Genomic DNA, 18445 nt, shown 5'->3' on the forward strand with positions numbered 1-18445 from the left:
CGACGGCGCACGGAGGGCTCCGCGCAAACGGAAAACGGGGATTATCGCACGATTTTGGTTCGGTTCCGGCGTTTTTACCCTGAAGCAGGCCCGGAACCGCTTTCTTACACCCTCGCCGCTAGCCCGCCTGGCCGTGGCGCAGCGCGCGCAGCAGCAGGCGTGCAGGGTCGATGGCGTCGGCCAGGTCGGCCTCGAGCGGCAGCGGCTCGCCTTCGATCTGGCTGGCCAGCAGTTCGGCCCCCAATGCAGCCCACGTGAGGCCGCGCGACGCATAGGCAAGGGCCGCGTACAGCCCGGGAACACGCGGCAGGTCGCGCAGGTGCGCGCCGCGCAAGGCACCCGCGTGCGCAAATGCCGCCGCTTCGTCGGCGACTTGTCCAATCAGCGGCAGCCGGTTGTGCGTGACCGTGCGCACGCCGACGTAGCCGGTGAGCGCGGCGGGGTCGATCCCGGCCACCGCGCCGGCCTGGCGCGGCAGCAGGCCAGCCAGGCGTGCGAGGTTGGCGGCATGCACCTCCGGACGCTCGGCCAGTGGCCCTTCGTCGGGGTCGTAGCTGGAGCCGACGCGGCCCGCGCCGTCCGCGGCACGCGGCAGCAGGTAGCCGGCGCCCGTGACCACGCAGTCCGGCCAGCCGCCGAGCGCATCGACCTGTGCGGCCGGCAGCGTGGTGAGCTGGCCACGCACGCGCCGCATGGTCCAGCGTTGCTGCGGCAGCAGCAGCTGCGCCTCGTGCGCATTGGCCAGCACCAGCACCGGCGCTGACGCCAGCACGCCGCCGTCGGCAGCAAGCGCGTGCCACTGGTCATCCCCGCGCGCGATGCTTGCCACGCGGCAACCGAAGCGCGCGGCGACGGCATCGCCCGCACGCGCCAGCTGCGCCCTGCAGACATCGGGGGGCGCAACCCAGCCGCCGGCCGGGAACCACAGCCCCCCTCGCGGCACGCCGGCCCGGTGGGCAGACGCCGCCTCCTCGGCGCTCATCCAGCGCACGAACGATTCCGGCAGGCCCATGGCAGCGAGCGCGGCGCGCTGGGCCTCGCCCTCGGCTTCGTCCTCGCCGATCTGCAACACGCCGCAGCCGTGCCAGCCGACCGGATACCCGGCGTCGCGCAGCGCCGCCCAGGCTCGCAGCGCATACTGGTTGCCGGCGCGCGAAAGCCGCGACAGCAGGCTGTCGTCAGCCGACAGATGGGCATGCATGGCTGCCGCGCGATGCGCCGAGGTCTGCCGCGCCGGGCCGTCATGGGCATCGAACAGCGTAATGCGCCAGCCGCGCGCAGCCAGGCGCTCGGTCACGGCACAGCCAGCCAGGCCGGCACCGATCACGATGGCATGCCGGTCGGGCCATTGCGCCGCGAGCGGCGGCGCATGGCGGCGCGACTTCCACAGCGGACGGAAGCGCGCGACCGTCATGTCGCGCTTGCCACCGAAACCTGGCGCCTTGCTGACTTCGAATCCGACTTCCTTCAGCCCGCGCCGGACAAACCCGGCGGCGGTGTAGCTGGCGAGCGTCGCGCCCGGCCGGGCCAGCCGGGCCAGCCCGCGGAACACCGGCGGCGACCACATGTCCGCATTGCGCGCCGGAGAAAAGCCATCGAGGTAGAAAGCGTCGGCGCCCACGGCCAGCCTGGGCAGCACTTGCCCGGCGTCGCCAAGCGCAAGTGTCAGCACCACTTGCCCCCCGTCGAAGGCAAGCCGGTGCAGGCCCGGCAGGGCCTCGGGCCATTGCGCCTGAAGTGCCTGCGCCAGTGGCTCCAGCCCTTGCAGGCCGGCATGCAGCCGGACCAGGCCCTCGCGCGTGAAGGGATGTTTCTCGATCGAGACGAAATGCAGCGTGCCGCAGCGCCGGGGATCGTCGCGCCACGCCTGCCACGTCGCCAGGAAATTCAGCCCCTGGCCGAAGCCGGTCTCGACGATGACGAACTGCCGCTGGCCGGCCCATGCCAGCGGCAGGCCGTTGCCGCCAAGGAAGACATGGGCGGCCTGCGCCAGCCCGCCTTCGGTGCTGTGGTAGACGTCGTCGTAGCGGGGGGAATACGGGGTGCCTTCGGCAGACAGGATAGGCTCGGCGGGCTCGAGTGCGCGCGGCATGGGATACGGATACTTGGGGCCCGGGCGGAAGTGCCGGACATGGGGAGGGGGCGACTCGCGGCGGATGGTAGCATAGCGGCCTTCCCCGCAGTGGCCACGCCGCCCTGCCCCCGATCCTGCGCCTCAGCGGCGCCCCGCTTCGCCATGCTCAGCTATCGTCACGCCTTCCATGCCGGCAACCATGCCGATGTCCTCAAACATGCCATCGTCGTGCAGTTGCTCGAGCATCTGACGCAGAAGGACAAGGCGTTCTGGTACATCGACACCCACGCCGGCGCCGGTCTTTACGCGCTCGAGCACGAGTGGGCGCAGAAAAAGGCCGAGTTCGAGACCGGCATTGCGCCCCTGTGGCAGGCCGCCGCCAGCGGCACCGCACTGCCGCCGCTGCTGGGCGAGTACCTGGACCAGGTCCGCGCGCTGAACCCGGATGGCAACCTGCGCCATTATCCCGGTTCGCCATGGCTGGCCTGGCAGATGCTGCGCGAGCAGGACCGGCTGCGCCTGTTCGAGCTGCACAGCACCGAAATCCAGGTGCTGCGCGACAACTTCCGCGGCGCCGGCCGCCGTGTGATGCTGTACGACGGCGACGGCTTCGGCGGCATCAAGGCGATCCTGCCGCCGCCGCCGCGGCGCGCGCTGGTGCTGGTGGACCCGTCCTACGAAGACAAGCAGGACTACGCCCGCACCGTGCAGACCGTGCGCGACGGCCTGGAGCGCTTCGCCACCGGCGTCTACGCGGTCTGGTACCCGCAGGTGCAGCGGCGCGAATCGCTGCAGCTGCCGGTGCAACTGAAGGCCCTGCCACTGAAGAGCTGGCTGCACGTGACGCTGACCGTCAGGAACCCGGTCGAAGGCGGCCTGGGCTTGCACGGAAGCGGCATGTTCATCGTCAACCCGCCGTGGCTGCTGAAGGAGATGCTGCAAGAGGCGATGCCGCTACTGGTCGACCTGCTCGGCCAGGACGACGGCGCGAAGTTCACGCTGGAAGCCGAAGAGCGGTAGCGCGACAGGCGCCGCCGCGCAAGCTAGCGCGGCAAGCGCCGGCCGCGGCCGCGCCGCAGCCAGTCCAGCGCCAAGCCGGCCAGCAGCCCGCAGGTGTCCGCCACCAGATCGAGCCAGTCGGCCTCGCGGTAGCCGGTCATGCCCTGCAGCAGCTCGATGACGCCGCCATAGACGACCAGCGCCAGCAGCAGGGCCAGCCAGTGGCCGGCAAACGCGCGCCGCCCCAGCAGTGCCAGCACACCGAAGGCCAGCAGGTGATTGCTCTTGTCCCAGCCGGTTGTCGGCAGTTGCGGGGACGGCGGCATCAGCGACAGGGCCAGCACGGCGGCGGCGCAAGCCCAGAACAGCAGGCGCCATGGCGGCGCCTTCAGGGAGGAAATTTGACCAGGGGGCATGGGACGGGGAGCGCGCCGCCCCATGCGGCACGCGTTGGCAATGCCGACAATATATATCGCCGGCCGGCAGGGCTGGATTCCCCCCGCGCCTTGCGCTACAATCCGCAGCCTCGTTGCGCTGCAGGCGCATGACCTGCCACGGCAGGCGCCGGCAGAGCGGACCGATGAAGGGCGGGCAGTTCCAGCCGCCTTTTTTGCTTTCGTGTCTTGCGCAGGCAACGAGCATCGCGGCCGCCCGTCCGGGCTGCGCCGCAAGGACCGCGAGGGTGGCGAAATTGGTAGACGCACCAGGTTTAGGTCCTGACGCCAGCAATGGTGTAGGGGTTCGAGTCCCCTCCCTCGCACCATCCGCCCCTTCCTGTGGCGGCGCCAACACATCCGCCGAACGCCAACGCTGACACTGCCGGAACCGGCCGCGCCGACCGGGCATGGCCAGAAATTCTGCTCAGCGGACAGTCCCTGCGCTTGCGGCGCTCGGCTACGTCGACACGCACTGACGCCGGCGGGGCATGCGCATCCCGATGGATTGCACCGGTTCCGGCCGCGCCAGCCTGAGTAGGCTGCCCGAGGAAAAAGTGCGGAGATGCCGGAACAACCCGAGCGCATCCGCACGCCGGCGACGCTGACTGCCATGTCGGCGATCCTGGCCCGTGTCGGGCCGAGTCGGAGATGCCCGCAATCGGAGGAACTTTTCATCGGCGACATGGGTCTCGCCCCACCGATCGTCAACAGCGAGCCAGGCGTGTGTGACCGCTTGCAAGCCGCCGGACCATGGCCGATGCCAGGAAAGGACTGGCGCCGCTGGCGCAGGAATGCGCGTTGGCGATCTTCGGTTCGATTGCCCACAGATCGCTGGCGCCGCCGAGTCTCGCGGGAGGTGGTAGAACACCTGAGTGCCAACGGCTTTCGCAGCTCCTCGCAGCGATCTATGCTGAAGATGTTGGAGCGGTGTTGCGCACTTCGCCGCCCGCTTCAGTCTTCACCTCAGCCCTATCGGAGGGCATATGAAAGTTTCTGCCTTGCTGTTGGCCGCGTCGATGGCCGCTGGCTGGTCATCCCTCGCCCAGGCTGCCGGATGCCAGTACGACATGCAGTGCAAAGGGGAGCGGATCTGCCAGCAAGGGCAGTGCGTGTTCCCTGATGCCGAAGAAACGGCCGAAGCCGGCGGGCCAGCCCCGGCGCAGACCCTCAAGCGCACACCGATGCCGCCACCGCCGCGCGGCTGCTGCACGGTGGCAGGCAAGCTCAAGCTGTCGCCGGCTTCGGCCTCCGATACCAGCCTGACCATCGGCGACGCATGCCAGGGCCTGACCAATTCAGGCAAGCCGGTTCCCGGCACGATCTGCAACTAGGCGCGCAGGCTTGGGCGGCAAGCGCCTGAAAGTGCCGCGCGCTCGCCGCGCGGCATTTCGCTGCCGGGATCGGCCGGCAGCGACCGAAACCCGGTTGCGCCGGAAAAGCGGATCGCCGCAACGCGGGCCTGAGAGCGCGGCGCCGCGGCCCTCAACCGGCCAGCGCCTCCACCCCTGCCTCGGTCCGCCTGATGCGGAACCACGCCGCGTACAGCGCCGGCAGGAACAGCAGCGTCAGCACGGTGGCGATGATCAGCCCGCCCATGATTGCCACCGCCATCGGGCCCCAGAACATCGAGCGCGACAGCGGGATCATCGCCAGCACGGCCGCCGCCGCGGTCAAAATGATCGGGCGGAAGCGGCGCACCGCGGCTTCGACGATGGCGGTCCAGGGCTGCACGCCCGCGCTGATGTCCTGCTCGATCTGGTCGACCAAAATCACCGAGTTGCGGATGATCATGCCCAGCAGTGCGGTGATCCCCAACTGCGCCACGAACCCCATCGGCGCGCGCAGCAGCAACAGCGTCGCGGCGGCGCCGATCAGGCCCAGCGGGCCGGTCAGGAATACCATCAGCGCGCGCGAGAAGCTGTGCAGCTGCAGCATCAGCAACGTGAAGATCAGGAAGATGCACAGCGGCAACTGCGCGGCGATTGACGCGCCCGCCTTGCCGCTTTCTTCTTCCGCGCCAGCCACGGTGATGCGGTAGCCCGCCGGCAGTTGCGCGCGCAGCTTGTCCAGCTGCGGGTTGATCTGCGCGGTCACGGTCGGGCCCTGGATGCCGTCTGCCACGTCCGCCTGCACGGTCACGCCGAAGTCACGGTTTTCGCGCCAGACCACGCCGGGCTCGGACTTCAGCGCCACGCGGGCTACCTGGGTCAGCGGCACGGTGCGGCCGGTATTGGTCGGCACCAGCACGTTGTTCAGGTCGGACATGGCATCGCGCTCGTTGCGCGGCGTCCGTATCAGGATCTCGATCAGCTTGTCGCCGTCGCGATACTGGCCTACTGGCACGCCGGTCAGCACGGTCTGCGTCACGCGCGCGATCGCGCTGGTGGTGACGCCCAGCGCGCGCGCCTTGTCCTGGTCGATCTCCAGGCGCAGCATCTTGACGTTCTCGTTCCAGTTGTCATTGACGCCGACCGTGTTCGGGTTGGCGCGCATCACGGCCTTGACCTGGTCGGCCAGCTGGCGCACCGCGCCTGCCTCCGGGCCGATCACGCGGAACTGCACCGGATACGCCACCGGCGGCCCGTTCGGCAGCAGCTTGACGCGGCCGCGCAGGTATGGGAATTCGGTGTCGAGCAGCTTGATGATCCGACGGCGCAGCGCGTCGCGCACCTCGGTGCTGACTGGCATCACGATCACCTGCGCCACGTTGCTCTGCGGGAATATCTGGTCGAGCGGCAGGTAGAAGCGCGGCGCGCCGGTGCCGACGAAGGTGGTCAGGCTTTCCACCTGCCTGTCCTTGCCCACCAGCCGCTCGAAGCGCTTGGCTTCGGCTTCCATCTGGGCAAAGCTGGTGCCTTCCGGCATCCACAGCTCCACCATCAGCTCGGGCCGGCTGGAGTCGGGAAAGAACTGCTTCTCGACGAACCTGAACGCATAGATGCCCAGCACGAACGTCACCAGCGTGATGGCGATCACGGTCTTGCGCCAGGTCACGCACCAGTCCACCAGCAGGCGGAAGCGGGCGTAGAACGGCGTATCGAACACCTCATGGTGCTCGCCAGCGCCCGCGCCGCGCGTCTTTAGCAGCAGGTAGCCGAGGTAAGGCGTGAAATACACCGCCGCCAGCCACGACAGCACCAGCGCCAGCGCCGTCACGGCAAAGATGGCGAAGGTGTACTCGCCCACGGTCGAGCGCGCCAGCCCCACCGGCAGGAAACCCGCCGCCGTGATCAGCGTGCCGGTCAGCATCGGCATCGCCGTCGAGGTATAGGCAAAGGTGGCGGCCTCCATCTTGGAGAAGCCTTCTTCCAGCTTGCGCACCATCATCTCGACCGCGATGATGGCATCGTCGACCAGCAGCCCCAGCGCCACGATCAGCGCGCCCAGCGAGATCTTGTGCAGGCCGATGCCGAAGATGTGCATGAACAGGAAGGTCACCGCCAGCACCAGCGGAATCGTCAGCGCCACCACAAGCCCGGGCCGCACGTCCAGCCGCAGCGGCCGCGTATGCAAGCCCAGCGCGACGAAGCTGACCGCCAGCACGATCACCACGGCTTCGATCAGCACGCGCACGAACTCGCCCACCGATTGCCTGACCGCCTTGGGCTGGTCCTGCACCTGGTCCATCTCGATGCCGACCGGCAGCTGGCCGCGCAGCTTCTCGAAGGCCGCGCGCAGGTCCTTGCCGAGCTGGATGATGTCGCCGCCCTTCTGCATCGAAATGCCCAGCCCGATCACATCCCTGCCGTTGAAGCGCATCCGCGTCTGGGTCGGGTCGACATAGCCGCGGTACACCTGCGCGATATCGCCGAGACGGATATTGGCGATGCCGTTGGGCCCACGCAGCACCAGGTTCTCCAGGTCCCCGACGCTGGCGAACTGGCCGGACAGGCGCACCTGGAGGTTGTCGCTCGGCGTGACCAGCACGCCGCTGCCAGTCAGGTTGTTCTGCTGCGAGATCTGGTCGGCGATGCCATTGATGTCCAGCCCGAGCTGGGCAAAGCGCGCCTGGTTGAATTCGATATAGACCTTCTCGTCCTGCAACCCGATCAGCGACACCTTTGCCACCGATGGCACGCGCAGCAGCTCCTGCCGCACCAGGTCCGCATACTCGCGCAGCTCCTTGTAGCTGAAGCCGTCGGCGGACAGCGCATAGATGGTGCCGTAGACGTCGCCGAACTCATCGTTGAAGAACGGCCCGCGCACGCCCGCGGGCAACGTGTGCTGGATATCGCCGATCTTCTTGCGCACGGTGTACCAGATCTGCCCGGTTTCCTTCGCGGGCGAGGTGTCCTTGAGCTGGAAGATCACCGTGGTCTCGCCGGGCTTGGAGAAGCTGCGGATCTTGTCGGCGTAAGGCACCTCCTGCAACTGGCGTTCGATCTTGTCGGTCACCTGCACCGCGATCTGCTCGGCGGTGGCGCCCGGCCAGAATGCCTGCACCACCATCACGCGGAAGGTAAAGGGCGGATCCTCGTCCTGGCCGAGCTGGAAGAACGCCAGCAGGCCGCCCAGCAGCAGCACCACCAGCAGGTAGCGGGTCAGCGGCTGGTGCTCGAGCGCCCAGCGCGACAGGTTAAAGCGGGAATGATCCATGCCGACTTCAGCCCTGCTTAGTGGCTGCGGCAGGGGCTGCGGCAGGGGCTGCGGTCGGCGCGGAAGCAGGCGCTACGGCCTGCAGCGGCCGCACCTTCTGCCCCGGGCGCAGCAGGTGTACGCCCGCGGTGACGATGGTCTGGCCTGGCGCCAGCCCCTGGCGCACTTCCACCTCGTTGCCGACGGCGTCGCCCAGCGTCACCGTGACCGGCTTGACCGTACCAGCGGCGGCGTCGTAGATCCACACCTGGTTGCGCCCCTGCTCCTGCAGCAGCGCGGTCAGCGGCACGCGGATCGCGGAGGTGGCCCCGGTCCGCACGAACGTCACCACGGCGGTCATGCCGAGCTTGAGATCGGCGGGCGGATCAGGAATGGTGACGCGGGTGGCATAGGTGCGCGTAACCGGGTCGGCGGCAGCGGCAATCTCGCGCACGCGGCCGGGCAGCTCGCGCTTGGGCTCGGCCCAGGTATGGATGCTGACATCGGCAATGCCGCGCAGCAGGTCGACCTGGTCTTCCGGCAGGCCGATCGCCACTTCCTTTTCCGCGGTCTGGGCCACGCGCACCACCGGCTGGCCCGGGGTGACGACCTGGCCCACCTCGGCGTCGATGGCGGTGACCACGCCGTCGGCGTCGGCATGCAGCACGGCGTAGGCGGTCTGGTTGGCCTGGCTGCGCAGGCCGGCCTGGGCCTGGCGCAGGCGCGAATCGGCGGCCTCGAAACTGGCCTGGCGACGGTGCTGTTCGGCGGCGCTGATAAAGCCCTTGGCGAACAGGTCGTTGTAGCGCTTCAGGTCGGATGCGGCGAGGTCGCGATCGGTCTTCGCCGCCTCGAACTGGGCGCGCGAGCCTGCTTCGGCCAGGGAAAGGTCAGTCGGATCGAGCCGGGCCAGCGGCTGGCCCTTGGTGACGACGGCACCGACGTCGACCAGGCGGGCGGCGATCTTGCCACCCACGCGGAACCCCAGCCGCGACTCGACACGCGGACGCACGTCCCCGGAAAACTCGAAGGCGGTCTTGCCGCTGTGCTGGCTGAGCTGCATCAGGCGCACCGGACGGACTTCCGGCGCCGGCTCGACTTTTTTTCCGCAGCCCGCGACTGCAACGGCGGCGATGGCCACCAGCGCGGCAGCCACGCGCCGTCCCAGGCGCTTGAAGCGCTCGGAGCGCTCGGTGCGAGCGCGGCGTAACGATTTTGTGTCAAAAAGAGTCGCTGCGGCCGCAACTTCCGGCACTGGGCAAAGCACTGGCATCGGTAAGCTAGGAGTCGGATGGAACAGCTGGCAAGGCAGGCCGTCGGCCGCGGAGGCAAGTGCGGGGCAATAAATAACTGGCCGGTCAGCAATATAGCGATCCCCGCGGGGGTGCGTCAAACGACAGGCGACCAAACGTCTGGAATGCCCCCTCGGGTGCCGTTCCCGCGGATGAGCTGTGATTAGATGTCTGCCGCCGGCCATCCCGGCGGCGCCCGGCTGTCCGGATCTGCGATGCTACAATCGGCGCCCCGCGCTTCCCCCACCCATCTTCAGATTGAGACCGGCGTGACGCCCGATCAGTATTGCCAAGAGAAAGTCGCCCAGAGCGGCTCCAGCTTCTATTACAGCTTCCTGTTCCTGCCGGCCGAACGCCGGCGCGCCATCACCGCGCTGTACGCCTGGTGCCGCGAAGTCGACGACGTGGTTGACGATACGCATGATACTGGGCTGGCGCACCAGCAGCTGGACTGGTGGCGCGCGGAACTGCGGCGGCTGTTCGACGGGGCGCCCACGCACCCGACCACCCAGGCGCTGCAGCCGCATGTTGCCGGCGCCGCCCTGCCGCAGGGCGAAATGGCCGAAGTGCTCGACGGCATGGAGATGGACCTGACGCAGACGCGCTACCTGGATGAAGCCGGACTGAACCGCTACTGCCATTGCGTCGCCGGCGTGGTCGGCACGCTCAGCGCGCGGCTGTTCGGCTATACCGACCCGAAGACGCTGGAATTTGCCGAGAAGCTCGGACTGTCGCTGCAACTGGTCAATATCCTGCGCGACGTGGGCGAGGACGCCCGGCGCGGCCGCATCTACCTGCCCGTCAGTACGCTGCAGCAGTTCCAGGTGCCGGCTTCCGAAATCCTCAAGGGCCAGCATTCCGAGCGCTTCGTCGCACTGATGCAATACCATGCCGAACGCGCCCGCAGGCTGTACCGCGAGGCGCTGGCGGCGCTGCCCCGCCAGGACCGCCGCGCCCAGCGCGCCGGCCTGCTGATGGGGGCGATCTACCATGCGCTGCTCGATGAGCTGGAGGCCAGCCAGTTCCAGGTCCTCAGCCAGCGCATCGGCCTGACGCCGCTGCGCAAGCTGTGGATCGCCTGGAAGACCTGGATCCGCAATAGCTGACCCATAGCAAACAGGCCGCAAGGCACGACACCCGCCGACACCCCTTATGTCCCAGACCACTGCTTCCCTCGGCCAGGCCATCCTCGACCACGCCGACCAGCTCGCCCGCTTCTCCGACATGGAAGGCGGCCTGACCTGTGCCTACCTGTCGCCGGCGCACCGCGCCGCGCAGGACCGGCTGGCGCAATGGATGGAAGCCGCGGGCATGCAGGTGCGCATCGACGCCATCGGCAATGTCATCGGCCGCTACGCCGCCGACCCCGCCGTTACCGATGCGCGCGTGCTGATGACCGGCTCGCACTTCGATACGGTGCGCAATGGGGGCCGCTACGACGGGCGCCTCGGCATCCTGCTGCCGATCGCCGTGGTGGATGCGCTGAACCGGGCCGGGATCCGGCTGCCATACCACTTCGAAGTGGTGGGATTCGCCGAGGAGGAAGGGCTGCGCTTCAAGACCAGCTTCCTGGCCAGCAGCGTGCTGGCGGGCCGCTTCGATCCCGCGCTGCTTGCCCGCACCGACACGGACGGCCTCACGCTGGCCGAGGCCCTCGCCGCCTCCGGCCTGCCCGGCGCGGGCGGCCTGGACGCGCTGCGCGCGGCGGCGCTGGACCCGGCGACGCTGCTGGGCTTTGTCGAAGTGCATATCGAACAGGGTCCCGTGCTGCTGCACCACGACCTGCCGCTGGGCGTGGTCACGCAAATCGCCGGAAGCAGCCGCTTCCAGGTGCGGGTGGAAGGCCAGGCCAGCCATGCCGGAACGACGCCGATGGGCATGCGCAAGGACGCCGCCGCGGGCGCGGCCGAAATGGTGCTGCTGGTGGAACAGCGCTGCGCCGCCGCGCCCACGCTGGTCGGCACCGTCGGCCAGCTGCAGGTGCCGGACGGATCGAGCAACGTGATCCCGGCGGCCTGCACGTTCTCGATGGACATCCGCGCCGGCGCCGACGACATCCGCGAGGCGGCCATCGCGGACATCGTTGCCGGCATCGAGCAGATCGCCGCACGGCGCGGGCTGTCGGCGCAGGTCGAGCGCGTGCCGCCGGTGAACAACGCGCCTTGCGCCCGCTGGCTGATGGACCAGTTCGGCGCGGTATTGAAGAAGCGGGGGATGGAGGCGTTCGAGCTGCCTTCCGGCGCGGGCCACGACGCCATGATGATGCACCGCATCACCGACGTGGCGATGCTGTTCGTGCGCTGCGGCAATGGCGGCATCAGCCACAACCCGCTGGAGACCATCACCGCCGAGGATGCGCAGCTGGCGGCCGAAGTCTTCGTCGACTTCCTGCGCCATTTCCAGCCGCGCGGTTGACAGCAGACGGCAGCGCTCAGCTGCCGTCGTACATCTCCCGCCCGAAATCGTAGAGGCTCTTGCGCAAGCGGCGCCGCTCGTCCGGCGACAGCCGCGAACCGCCGCGATCGCGTTCGTCCACGCGGCGGCGGTCGGTCTCGCGCTGCTCGGCGCGATGGCGCTCGGCACGGGCGCGCGCCTCGCGCTGGCCGTTGCCAGGATCGCTCGCCTGCGCCGACGGATGGCGCTTGAGCAGGTTGGCCATGCCGGCCGACTGGGCCCGCGCCGGACCGGCCGGCCCAAGCAGCCATGCGGCAACCGCAAGCGCAATGCATGCGCCGGCGATACCATGCTGCGGAGGCCCGTGCCGGGTTCGGTTCACTTTCATTGATAATGGCGGTCTTGGCTTCGGAAAACGCGGTCGTTGAAACCGTCTGAAGCCGGGAAATTTTCGTTACCCCGTCCGATCCCCGTCTGGCGCTGCGGCCCTATGCAAGCATCGAGCCAGGGCTTGCGAACCGGGTCGGCGGATCCCGTGGATCCTGCGCAGCAAATCCGCGAAAAATTGGCGCGCAAGGTGCGCAAAAAGACGGGATGGCGCAGTGTAATCGCACGGTTGATGCACGCTGCCATACCACGGGGTAAAGTATGTAACGTTTTGTTAAGCCATTTTGAGCGAAAGCGATAGTCGCTAAGATACCGCCATGGAAAATACCAGCCACAAGATTCTTGTCGTCGACGATGACCCGCGTCTGCGCGATCTGCTGCGCCGATATCTGGGCGAACAGGGTTTCACCGTGCTGGTGGCGGAAAACGCCACCGCGATGAACAAGCTCTGGCTGCGCGAGCGTTTCGACCTGCTGGTGCTGGACCTGATGATGCCGGGCGAAGACGGCCTGTCGATCTGCCGCCGGCTGCGCGGTGCCAACGACCAGACCCCGATCATCATGCTCACCGCCAAGGGCGAGGACGTGGACCGCATCGTCGGCCTGGAAATGGGCGCCGACGATTACCTGCCCAAGCCCTTCAATCCGCGCGAGCTGATCGCGCGCATCCATGCGGTGCTGCGCCGCAAGGGCCCGGCCGAGGTGCCCGGCGCCCCGTCGGAAACCCCCGAGACCTTCGCCTTCGGCGACTTCGTGCTCAACCTGGCCACGCGCACGCTGACCAAGAACGACGAGGAAATCACGCTGACCACCGGCGAGTTCTCGGTGCTCAAGGTATTTGCCCGCCATCCGCGCCAGCCGCTGTCGCGCGAGAAGCTGATGGAAATGGCGCGCGGCCGCGAATATGAAGTGTTCGATCGCAGCCTGGACGTGCAGATCTCGCGCCTGCGCAAGCTGATCGAGCCGGACCCGAGCAACCCGCGTTTTATCCAGACGGTCTGGGGCCTGGGCTACGTCTTCATTCCCGATGGCGTGAAATAACCGATAACGGCCGCTGTTCCTATCGTGGCGACCGTTATCGGCAGAACCGCGACGCGGTTCTTTGGTTCGCTGTTCTGGCGAACCTTCATGCTTATCGCCCTGCTGCTGGCGATCTCGCTGGGCATCTGGTTCCAGAGCTATCGGCTGTTCGAACGCGCCCCGCGCGCGCAGCAGATCGCCATGCAGGTGGTCAGCGTGGTCAAGCTAACGCGCGCCGCGCTGCTCTACTCCGACCCCGCTCGGCGCCGCTTCCTGCTGCTCGACCTGGTGCAGAACGAAGGCATCAAGGTCTATCCGCGCGAAAAGGACGACGATTTCGCCGCGCCCACCGCCAACCCTTTCCTGACATCGCTGGTCCAGCAGGAAATCCGCAGCCGCCTGGGCGAGGACACCGTGCTGGCCACCACCGTCAACGACATCCCCGGCGTGTGGGTCAGCTTCGAGATCGAGGGCGACGACTACTGGGTGGCGATCAGCCCCGAGCGCTTCGAGCGCGTGCCAGGCATCCAGTGGCTGTGGTGGAGTATTGCGGCGCTGCTGCTGTCGATCATCGGCGCGGCCTTTATCACCGCGCGCGTCAACTATCCGCTCAAGCGCCTGGCCAATGCCGCGCGCGCGATCGGCGCCGGCGGCGACCCGCCGGCGCTGCCGGAGCGCGGCGCCAGCGAAGTGGCGCTGGCTAACCACAGCTTCAACCAGATGGTGCAAGACCTGCGCCAGCTCGACGACGACCGGGTGGTGATGCTGGCCGGCATCTCGCACGACCTGCGCACGCCGCTGACGCGGCTGCGGCTGGAGACCGAGATGTCGCCGATGGACACGCCCACGCGCGACGCCATGATCGCCGACATCGAGCAGATGGACGCCATCATCGGCCAGTTCCTCAACTACGCGCGGCCGCCGCTGGAAACCGTCGAACCGGTCGACCTGTCGGCGCTGGTGCACGACGCCGTGGGCGTCTATGCCGCGCACGACGACGTGCGCGTGCATGTGCGCGCCCACGAGCCGGTGATGGCCGTGGCCAACCGCATGGAAGTCCAGCGCATCCTCGACAATCTGGTCGAGAACGCGCGCCGCTATGCCAAGGACGAGCAGAGCGGCATGGCGGTGGTCGAGATCTCCACCCGCGTCGACGACAAGGAAGCGGTGCTGACCGTGGCCGACCGCGGCAATGGCGTGCCCGATGGCCAGCTGTCGCTGCTGACGCGGCCGTTCTACCGGCTCGACAGCGCGCGCAGCGAGGCCAAGGGCGCGGGCCTGGGCATGTCCATCGTCAACCGCATCATGCAGCGCAACGGCGGGCGGCTGCTGCTGGCCAACCGTGCCGCGCCGGATTCGGGCCTGGTGGTCAGCGCCTGCTTCCGCCGCGCATGAACGACGCCATCCGGCAGCCATGCCGCGCGTTGACAGGGGATCCATGCCACCGGCAACAAGGCCGCGCCCGGCCTGTGGCTGATGTTCGCTGCAATGTGCGGCCTGGTCGCCACGCATGTGATCTTCCACGCGGGCCGCAGCAGTGCCCCTCCTGCAGAGAGCTTGAATTCCCCGCGGACCGTCACCAACTTGCCATTTGCGTGCTTGCCTTGCATGGCATGCTTGCCGCTCCGCATCGTCCCTCGGCGATGCAGGCGGCGCTGAAGCGTCACATGCCATGCCTATCGGGCTCTTTGAGAATATCAATTAGCCCCGTGCGGCATGTTCACGCATAATCACGTTTTGTCGCGGTGCACCGCAGCAAAGCTGCCTGGCAGGATCCACGCCGGGCATGCATTGACGTGCACTGTACTCATTGCAACCGTATCTGGAGATAGTCTTATGAAGACCGTTGGTGAAAAGCTCGAAGCCTTCCACGTCGTCGGTGTCAAGCCGGGTTTCAACAATCACGAAGAGAACGGCCAGTCGGCTTTCGAAGACATCACCGAAAAGTCGTTCGAAGGCAAGTGGAAGGTCATCTACTTCTACCCGAAGGACTTCACCTTCGTGTGCCCGACCGAAATCGTTGCCTTCGCCAAGCTGAACGGCGACTTCGCTGACCGCGACGCGATCGTGCTGGGCGGCTCGACCGACAACGAGTTCGTCAAGCTGGCATGGCGCCGCGAACACAAGGACCTGAACAAGCTCAACCAGTGGCAATTCGCCGACGTGACTGGCTCGCTGATCGACCAGCTGGGCGTGCGTGACCAGGCCGCCGGCGTGGCCCTGCGCGCGACCTTCATCGTCGACCCGGACAACGTGATCCAGCACGTTTCGGTGAACAACCTGAACGTCGGCCGCAATCCGGACGAAGTCCTGCGTATCCTGGACGGCCTGCAAACGGACGAGCTGTGCCCTTGCAACCGTGCCGTCGGTGGCGCAACGCTGTAATTTGCAGTACTTCGCCAGACACCGTGGCGATCCGCGGAGGGTTCCGCCCTCCGCTCCGAAACCCGCTCGCGCGGGTTTTTTGGGCCCCGATCGATAGGAGAAATATATGGAATTCCTCAGTACAATTAAAAATCTCATCCCCGATTACGCCAAGGACATCCGCCTCAACGTAGACGGCACCATCGCCCGCTCCTCGCTGGAAGGCAACGATGCAGTCGGCGTGGCGCTGGCGGCGGCATTCGCGGCGCAGAGCAAGGTGCTGGTGGATGCCATCCGCAACGCCGGTGTGCTGTCGCCCGAAGAAACCAATAGCGCGCTGACCGCCGCTGCGCTGATGGGCATGAACAACACCTGGTACCCATACGTCGAGATGGCGGACGACACCGACCTGTCGACCCAGCCGGCCGGCCTGCGCATGAACGCCTACGCCACCCATGGCGGCGTGGACAAGCGCCGTTTCGAGATGTACGCGCTGGCAGCCTCGATCGTGGGCAAGTGCCACTTCTGCGTGAAGTCGCACTACCAGCTGCTGAAGAACGAACAGGGCATGACCGCGCAGCAGCTGCGCGACGTGGGCCGCATCGCCGCGGTGATCGTGGCCGCGGCCAACGTGATCGCTGCCCAGTAAGTACACAGCGCGCCCCCGCGCCCTCCGACAGGGGCCGTCCCACGGCCCCTGTAGCACAGCAGCCGGCAGCTTCCCAGCGGGAAATGCCGGCTGTTCCCATCTTGCAACCGACCCCGCACCGGCACTGCACTGGCGCTGCGATCGGCCTACAATCCAGGCAGCCTATGCACTTTCAGCCTGCCATGACCCTGCCTTCGCCGACTTCTCCCCGTTTCCACTACCGCCTTGCCGCGGTGCATGACTGGGGCGACATCGCTGCCGTCACGCAGCAAGCCTATGGGCAGTATGAGCTGGAAATCATGGAAGACTGCCGGGCATCGTTCCAGCGCGGCATGCAGGCGGTGCTGGCGACCAGCAATCCCGACATGGAATGGTGGGTGGCGGAAACCGATCACGGCATCATGGGTGCGGTGCTGTTCTGCCATCCCGGGGCAACGCTGCCCGCGCTCGACGGCAGCACTATCACGCTGACGCAGCCAGAGGCGCGGCTGCTGTCGGTCAGCCCGCAGGCGCGCGGCCTTGGGCTGGGGCGCACGCTGATGCAGATCTGCATCCAGCGCGCGCGCGATATCGGTTCGCCCACGCTGCTGGTACGGACCATGCCGGAGATGGCCTCGGCCAACCGGCTGGTGCAGCAGATGGGCTTCACCAAGCGCACCGAGGCCGGCGCGCGCTCGGGCGCGATGGCGCGCCTGATCGACTACACGTACGCCATCCCGCCGGAAAACGCTCCGGCGGATGCGCCGGGCAGCTAGCAAAGCTCGCCCACCGCATCCGTCACAGCGCGCTCAGTCCTGCGCGCCCGTCACCGAGGCGCGCCAGACCAGCACCGCGGCCTGTGCCACGATCCCTTCCTGCCGTCCTTCAAAGCCGAGCTTTTCGTTGGTCTTTGCCTTGACGTTGCAGCGCCCGGGCGCCAGCCCCAGGTCTTCCGCCAGGTTGGCCACCATCGCGCCGATATGCGGTGCCAGCCTGGGCGCCTGCGCAATCACGGTGGCATCGACATTGCCGATCTCATAGCCCGCCTCGCGCACGCGGCGCGCGGCCTCGCGCAACAGCGCGCGGCTGTCCGCGCCGGCAAAGCGCGCGTCGGTATCGGGGAAATGGCGGCCGATATCGCCCAGCGCGGCTGCGCCGAACAGCGCGTCAGTCACCGCGTGCAGCAGCGCGTCGGCATCGGAATGGCCCAGCAGGCCGCGGTCGTGCGGGATTTCCACACCGCCCAGGATCAGCTTGCGGCCGGGCACCAGCGCGTGGACGTCATAGCCCTGGCCCACGCGGATATCGAAAGGCATCATTGCGGTTACGCTCCTTATGCTCCATTAGCTCCAGTCCCCAACAGCACTTCGGCAAGCGCGAAGTCTTCCGGGTATGTCACCTTGAAATTGCGCAGCGAGCCGTTGACCAGCCGCGGATGCAGTCCCAGCCGTTCGATCGCGCTGGCTTCGTCGGTCACCACCGCGCCGGCCGCCAGGGCATCCTGCAGCGCCTGGCGCAGCACGCCCAGCCGGAACATCTGCGGTGTCTGCGCCTGCCACAGCCCTTCGCGCGGCACGGTGCCGCCGATGCGGGCATCGTCCTGCGCGCGCTTGAGGGTATCGGGCACCGGCACCGCCAGGATGCCGCCGATGGCCGCATCCGGGTCGTCGTCGCCGTCGCTTTCGACCGCGCGCACCAGCGCGTGGATCATCGCGGGGGTCAGGCCCGGGCGCGCCGCGTCGTGCACCAGCACCCAGTCGGTATCGGTGGCGCCAAGCTGGGCCAGGTGATGCAGCCCCGCCAGCACCGATGCATGCCGCGTGTCGCCGCCAACGAAGGCGGTGTCGAAGCGCAGCCCGGCGAACGTGGCGGCGCCGAAGCGGGATTCCAGCGGCATGTCGTCAGGCGCCAGCACCAGTGCGGTGGCGTTGATCGCGTCGCATGCCGAGAACGCCGCCAGCGCGTACCAGATCATCGGCCGGCCGGCCACGGTCTGGTATTGCTTGGGAACGGTGCCGCCGGCGCGGCTGCCGGTACCGGCACAGGGAATCAGGGCAAAGCGGCGAGCGGACACGGCTGGGGCAGGAAGTAAATGGCGAAGTCAAGCTGCAGGGCTGGGCCAGCGCCGTGGCGCCAGCGGGACAATCGGGTCGCATTCTATAATACGGCCCTTGCCCGTCGCCATGGCGCATGCGTGCCTGGCGGCGTGGGCGGGTGCCGCTATGTGCCCGCAGCATTCTGTCCGACCCCCGCCCGCGATGCCGGCGGGGTGTCGT

The 18445-nt window shown here is 67.8% G+C and carries 16 protein-coding genes and 1 tRNA gene; 10 read left to right on the forward strand and 7 right to left on the reverse strand.

The genetic code is table 11. The annotated features are described in order from the left end of the window. Nucleotides 1–118 precede the first annotated feature (118 nt). A complete protein-coding gene (gene mnmC, locus J8I82_RS22910) occupies nucleotides 119–2092 on the reverse strand; it encodes a bifunctional tRNA (5-methylaminomethyl-2-thiouridine)(34)-methyltransferase MnmC2/FAD-dependent 5-carboxymethylaminomethyl-2-thiouridine(34) oxidoreductase MnmC1 (protein WP_209761166.1) in 1974 nt (657 codons plus the stop codon). Between the two features lie 144 nt (nucleotides 2093–2236). Between mnmC and J8I82_RS22915 the strand changes: the two genes are divergently transcribed. Next, nucleotides 2237–3094, forward strand: a complete 858-nt coding sequence (locus tag J8I82_RS22915) for a 23S rRNA (adenine(2030)-N(6))-methyltransferase RlmJ (protein WP_209761167.1) — start codon at nucleotides 2237–2239, stop codon at nucleotides 3092–3094. Between the two features lie 23 nt (nucleotides 3095–3117). On the opposite strand, the gene J8I82_RS22920 is transcribed toward J8I82_RS22915, so the two are convergent. Further along, nucleotides 3118–3489, reverse strand: coding sequence for a VanZ family protein (locus J8I82_RS22920; protein ID WP_209761168.1), 372 nt, complete (start codon nucleotides 3487–3489; stop codon nucleotides 3118–3120). A 260-nt stretch (nucleotides 3490–3749) separates the two neighbouring features. Between J8I82_RS22920 and J8I82_RS22925 the strand changes: the two genes are divergently transcribed. Both J8I82_RS22925 and J8I82_RS22930 read left to right on the forward strand, forming a co-directional pair. Further along, a tRNA-Leu gene (locus tag J8I82_RS22925) sits at nucleotides 3750–3836 on the forward strand. Nucleotides 3837–4493: 657 nt separating this feature from the next. Beyond that, nucleotides 4494–4841 carry a hypothetical protein gene (locus tag J8I82_RS22930; protein ID WP_209761169.1) on the forward strand — a complete coding sequence of 116 codons (348 nt, stop codon included), beginning with the start codon at nucleotides 4494–4496 and terminating at the stop codon, nucleotides 4839–4841. Nucleotides 4842–4992: 151 nt separating this feature from the next. On the opposite strand, the gene J8I82_RS22935 is transcribed toward J8I82_RS22930, so the two are convergent. Together J8I82_RS22935 and J8I82_RS22940 are read right to left on the reverse strand one after the other, a co-directional pair. Beyond that, nucleotides 4993–8106: an efflux RND transporter permease subunit gene (locus tag J8I82_RS22935; RefSeq protein ID WP_209761170.1), complete on the reverse strand. Its 3114-nt coding sequence runs from the start codon at nucleotides 8104–8106 to the stop codon at nucleotides 4993–4995. A 7-nt stretch (nucleotides 8107–8113) separates the two neighbouring features. After that, nucleotides 8114–9358 (reverse strand): efflux RND transporter periplasmic adaptor subunit, encoded by a 1245-nt coding sequence (locus tag J8I82_RS22940; RefSeq protein ID WP_209761171.1) that lies wholly within the window; start codon nucleotides 9356–9358, stop codon nucleotides 8114–8116. A 288-nt stretch (nucleotides 9359–9646) separates the two neighbouring features. Here J8I82_RS22940 and hpnD point away from each other — a divergent pair, with 288 nt between their 5' ends. Both hpnD and J8I82_RS22950 read left to right on the forward strand, forming a co-directional pair. Next, the gene (hpnD, locus tag J8I82_RS22945; RefSeq protein ID WP_209761172.1) at nucleotides 9647–10483 is read left to right on the forward strand and encodes a presqualene diphosphate synthase HpnD; all 837 of its coding nucleotides are present in this window, start codon (nucleotides 9647–9649) and stop codon (nucleotides 10481–10483) included. 46 nt (nucleotides 10484–10529) lie between these two features. Continuing rightward, complete coding sequence (locus J8I82_RS22950) at nucleotides 10530–11792, forward strand: Zn-dependent hydrolase (RefSeq protein ID WP_209761173.1); 1263 nt, start codon at nucleotides 10530–10532, stop codon at nucleotides 11790–11792. 16 nt (nucleotides 11793–11808) lie between these two features. Here the strand turns inward: J8I82_RS22950 and J8I82_RS22955 are convergent, their stop codons facing one another. Continuing rightward, on the reverse strand, nucleotides 11809–12159 hold the full coding sequence (locus J8I82_RS22955) for a hypothetical protein (RefSeq protein WP_209761174.1): 351 nt from the start codon (nucleotides 12157–12159) through the stop codon (nucleotides 11809–11811). Between the two features lie 316 nt (nucleotides 12160–12475). Between J8I82_RS22955 and ompR the strand changes: the two genes are divergently transcribed. From ompR to J8I82_RS22980, 5 genes are all read left to right on the forward strand, one after another. Then, nucleotides 12476–13198, forward strand: a complete 723-nt coding sequence (gene ompR / locus J8I82_RS22960; protein ID WP_010810107.1) for an osmolarity response regulator transcription factor OmpR — start codon at nucleotides 12476–12478, stop codon at nucleotides 13196–13198. 24 nt (nucleotides 13199–13222) lie between these two features. Continuing rightward, the gene (locus J8I82_RS22965; RefSeq protein WP_209761175.1) at nucleotides 13223–14572 is read left to right on the forward strand and encodes an ATP-binding protein; all 1350 of its coding nucleotides are present in this window, start codon (nucleotides 13223–13225) and stop codon (nucleotides 14570–14572) included. 441 nt (nucleotides 14573–15013) lie between these two features. After that, nucleotides 15014–15562, forward strand: a complete 549-nt coding sequence (locus J8I82_RS22970; RefSeq protein ID WP_133096856.1) for a peroxiredoxin — start codon at nucleotides 15014–15016, stop codon at nucleotides 15560–15562. A gap of 106 nt (nucleotides 15563–15668) precedes the next feature. After that, complete coding sequence (locus tag J8I82_RS22975) at nucleotides 15669–16190, forward strand: carboxymuconolactone decarboxylase family protein (RefSeq protein WP_209761176.1); 522 nt, start codon at nucleotides 15669–15671, stop codon at nucleotides 16188–16190. 182 nt (nucleotides 16191–16372) lie between these two features. After that, nucleotides 16373–16945 (forward strand): GNAT family N-acetyltransferase, encoded by a 573-nt coding sequence (locus tag J8I82_RS22980; protein WP_209761177.1) that lies wholly within the window; start codon nucleotides 16373–16375, stop codon nucleotides 16943–16945. 33 nt (nucleotides 16946–16978) lie between these two features. Here J8I82_RS22980 and ispF read toward each other — a convergent pair whose 3' ends face one another. Together ispF and ispD are read right to left on the reverse strand one after the other, a co-directional pair. Beyond that, nucleotides 16979–17488: a 2-C-methyl-D-erythritol 2,4-cyclodiphosphate synthase gene (gene ispF, locus J8I82_RS22985; protein ID WP_209761178.1), complete on the reverse strand. Its 510-nt coding sequence runs from the start codon at nucleotides 17486–17488 to the stop codon at nucleotides 16979–16981. 14 nt (nucleotides 17489–17502) lie between these two features. Beyond that, the gene (ispD, locus tag J8I82_RS22990; RefSeq protein WP_209761179.1) at nucleotides 17503–18243 is read right to left on the reverse strand and encodes a 2-C-methyl-D-erythritol 4-phosphate cytidylyltransferase; all 741 of its coding nucleotides are present in this window, start codon (nucleotides 18241–18243) and stop codon (nucleotides 17503–17505) included. Nucleotides 18244–18445: the final 202 nt, after the last annotated feature.

It is taken from the genome of Cupriavidus consociatus (assembly GCF_017814975.1).
Classification (GTDB): Bacteria; Pseudomonadota; Gammaproteobacteria; order Burkholderiales; family Burkholderiaceae; genus Cupriavidus; species Cupriavidus consociatus.

Coding starts and splice junctions, on each gene's coding strand:
- mnmC (WP_209761166.1), bottom strand. CDS start 2,092: ATGCCGCGCGCACTCGAGCCCGCCGAGCCTATCCTGTCTGCCGAAGGC.
- J8I82_RS22915 (WP_209761167.1), top strand. CDS start 2,237: ATGCTCAGCTATCGTCACGCCTTCCATGCCGGCAACCATGCCGATGTC.
- J8I82_RS22920 (WP_209761168.1), bottom strand. CDS start 3,489: ATGCCCCCTGGTCAAATTTCCTCCCTGAAGGCGCCGCCATGGCGCCTG.
- J8I82_RS22930 (WP_209761169.1), top strand. CDS start 4,494: ATGAAAGTTTCTGCCTTGCTGTTGGCCGCGTCGATGGCCGCTGGCTGG.
- J8I82_RS22935 (WP_209761170.1), bottom strand. CDS start 8,106: ATGGATCATTCCCGCTTTAACCTGTCGCGCTGGGCGCTCGAGCACCAG.
- J8I82_RS22940 (WP_209761171.1), bottom strand. CDS start 9,358: ATGCCAGTGCTTTGCCCAGTGCCGGAAGTTGCGGCCGCAGCGACTCTT.
- J8I82_RS22950 (WP_209761173.1), top strand. CDS start 10,530: ATGTCCCAGACCACTGCTTCCCTCGGCCAGGCCATCCTCGACCACGCC.
- J8I82_RS22955 (WP_209761174.1), bottom strand. CDS start 12,159: ATGAAAGTGAACCGAACCCGGCACGGGCCTCCGCAGCATGGTATCGCC.
- ompR (WP_010810107.1), top strand. CDS start 12,476: ATGGAAAATACCAGCCACAAGATTCTTGTCGTCGACGATGACCCGCGT.
- J8I82_RS22970 (WP_133096856.1), top strand. CDS start 15,014: ATGAAGACCGTTGGTGAAAAGCTCGAAGCCTTCCACGTCGTCGGTGTC.
- J8I82_RS22975 (WP_209761176.1), top strand. CDS start 15,669: ATGGAATTCCTCAGTACAATTAAAAATCTCATCCCCGATTACGCCAAG.
- J8I82_RS22980 (WP_209761177.1), top strand. CDS start 16,373: ATGACCCTGCCTTCGCCGACTTCTCCCCGTTTCCACTACCGCCTTGCC.
- ispF (WP_209761178.1), bottom strand. CDS start 17,488: ATGATGCCTTTCGATATCCGCGTGGGCCAGGGCTATGACGTCCACGCG.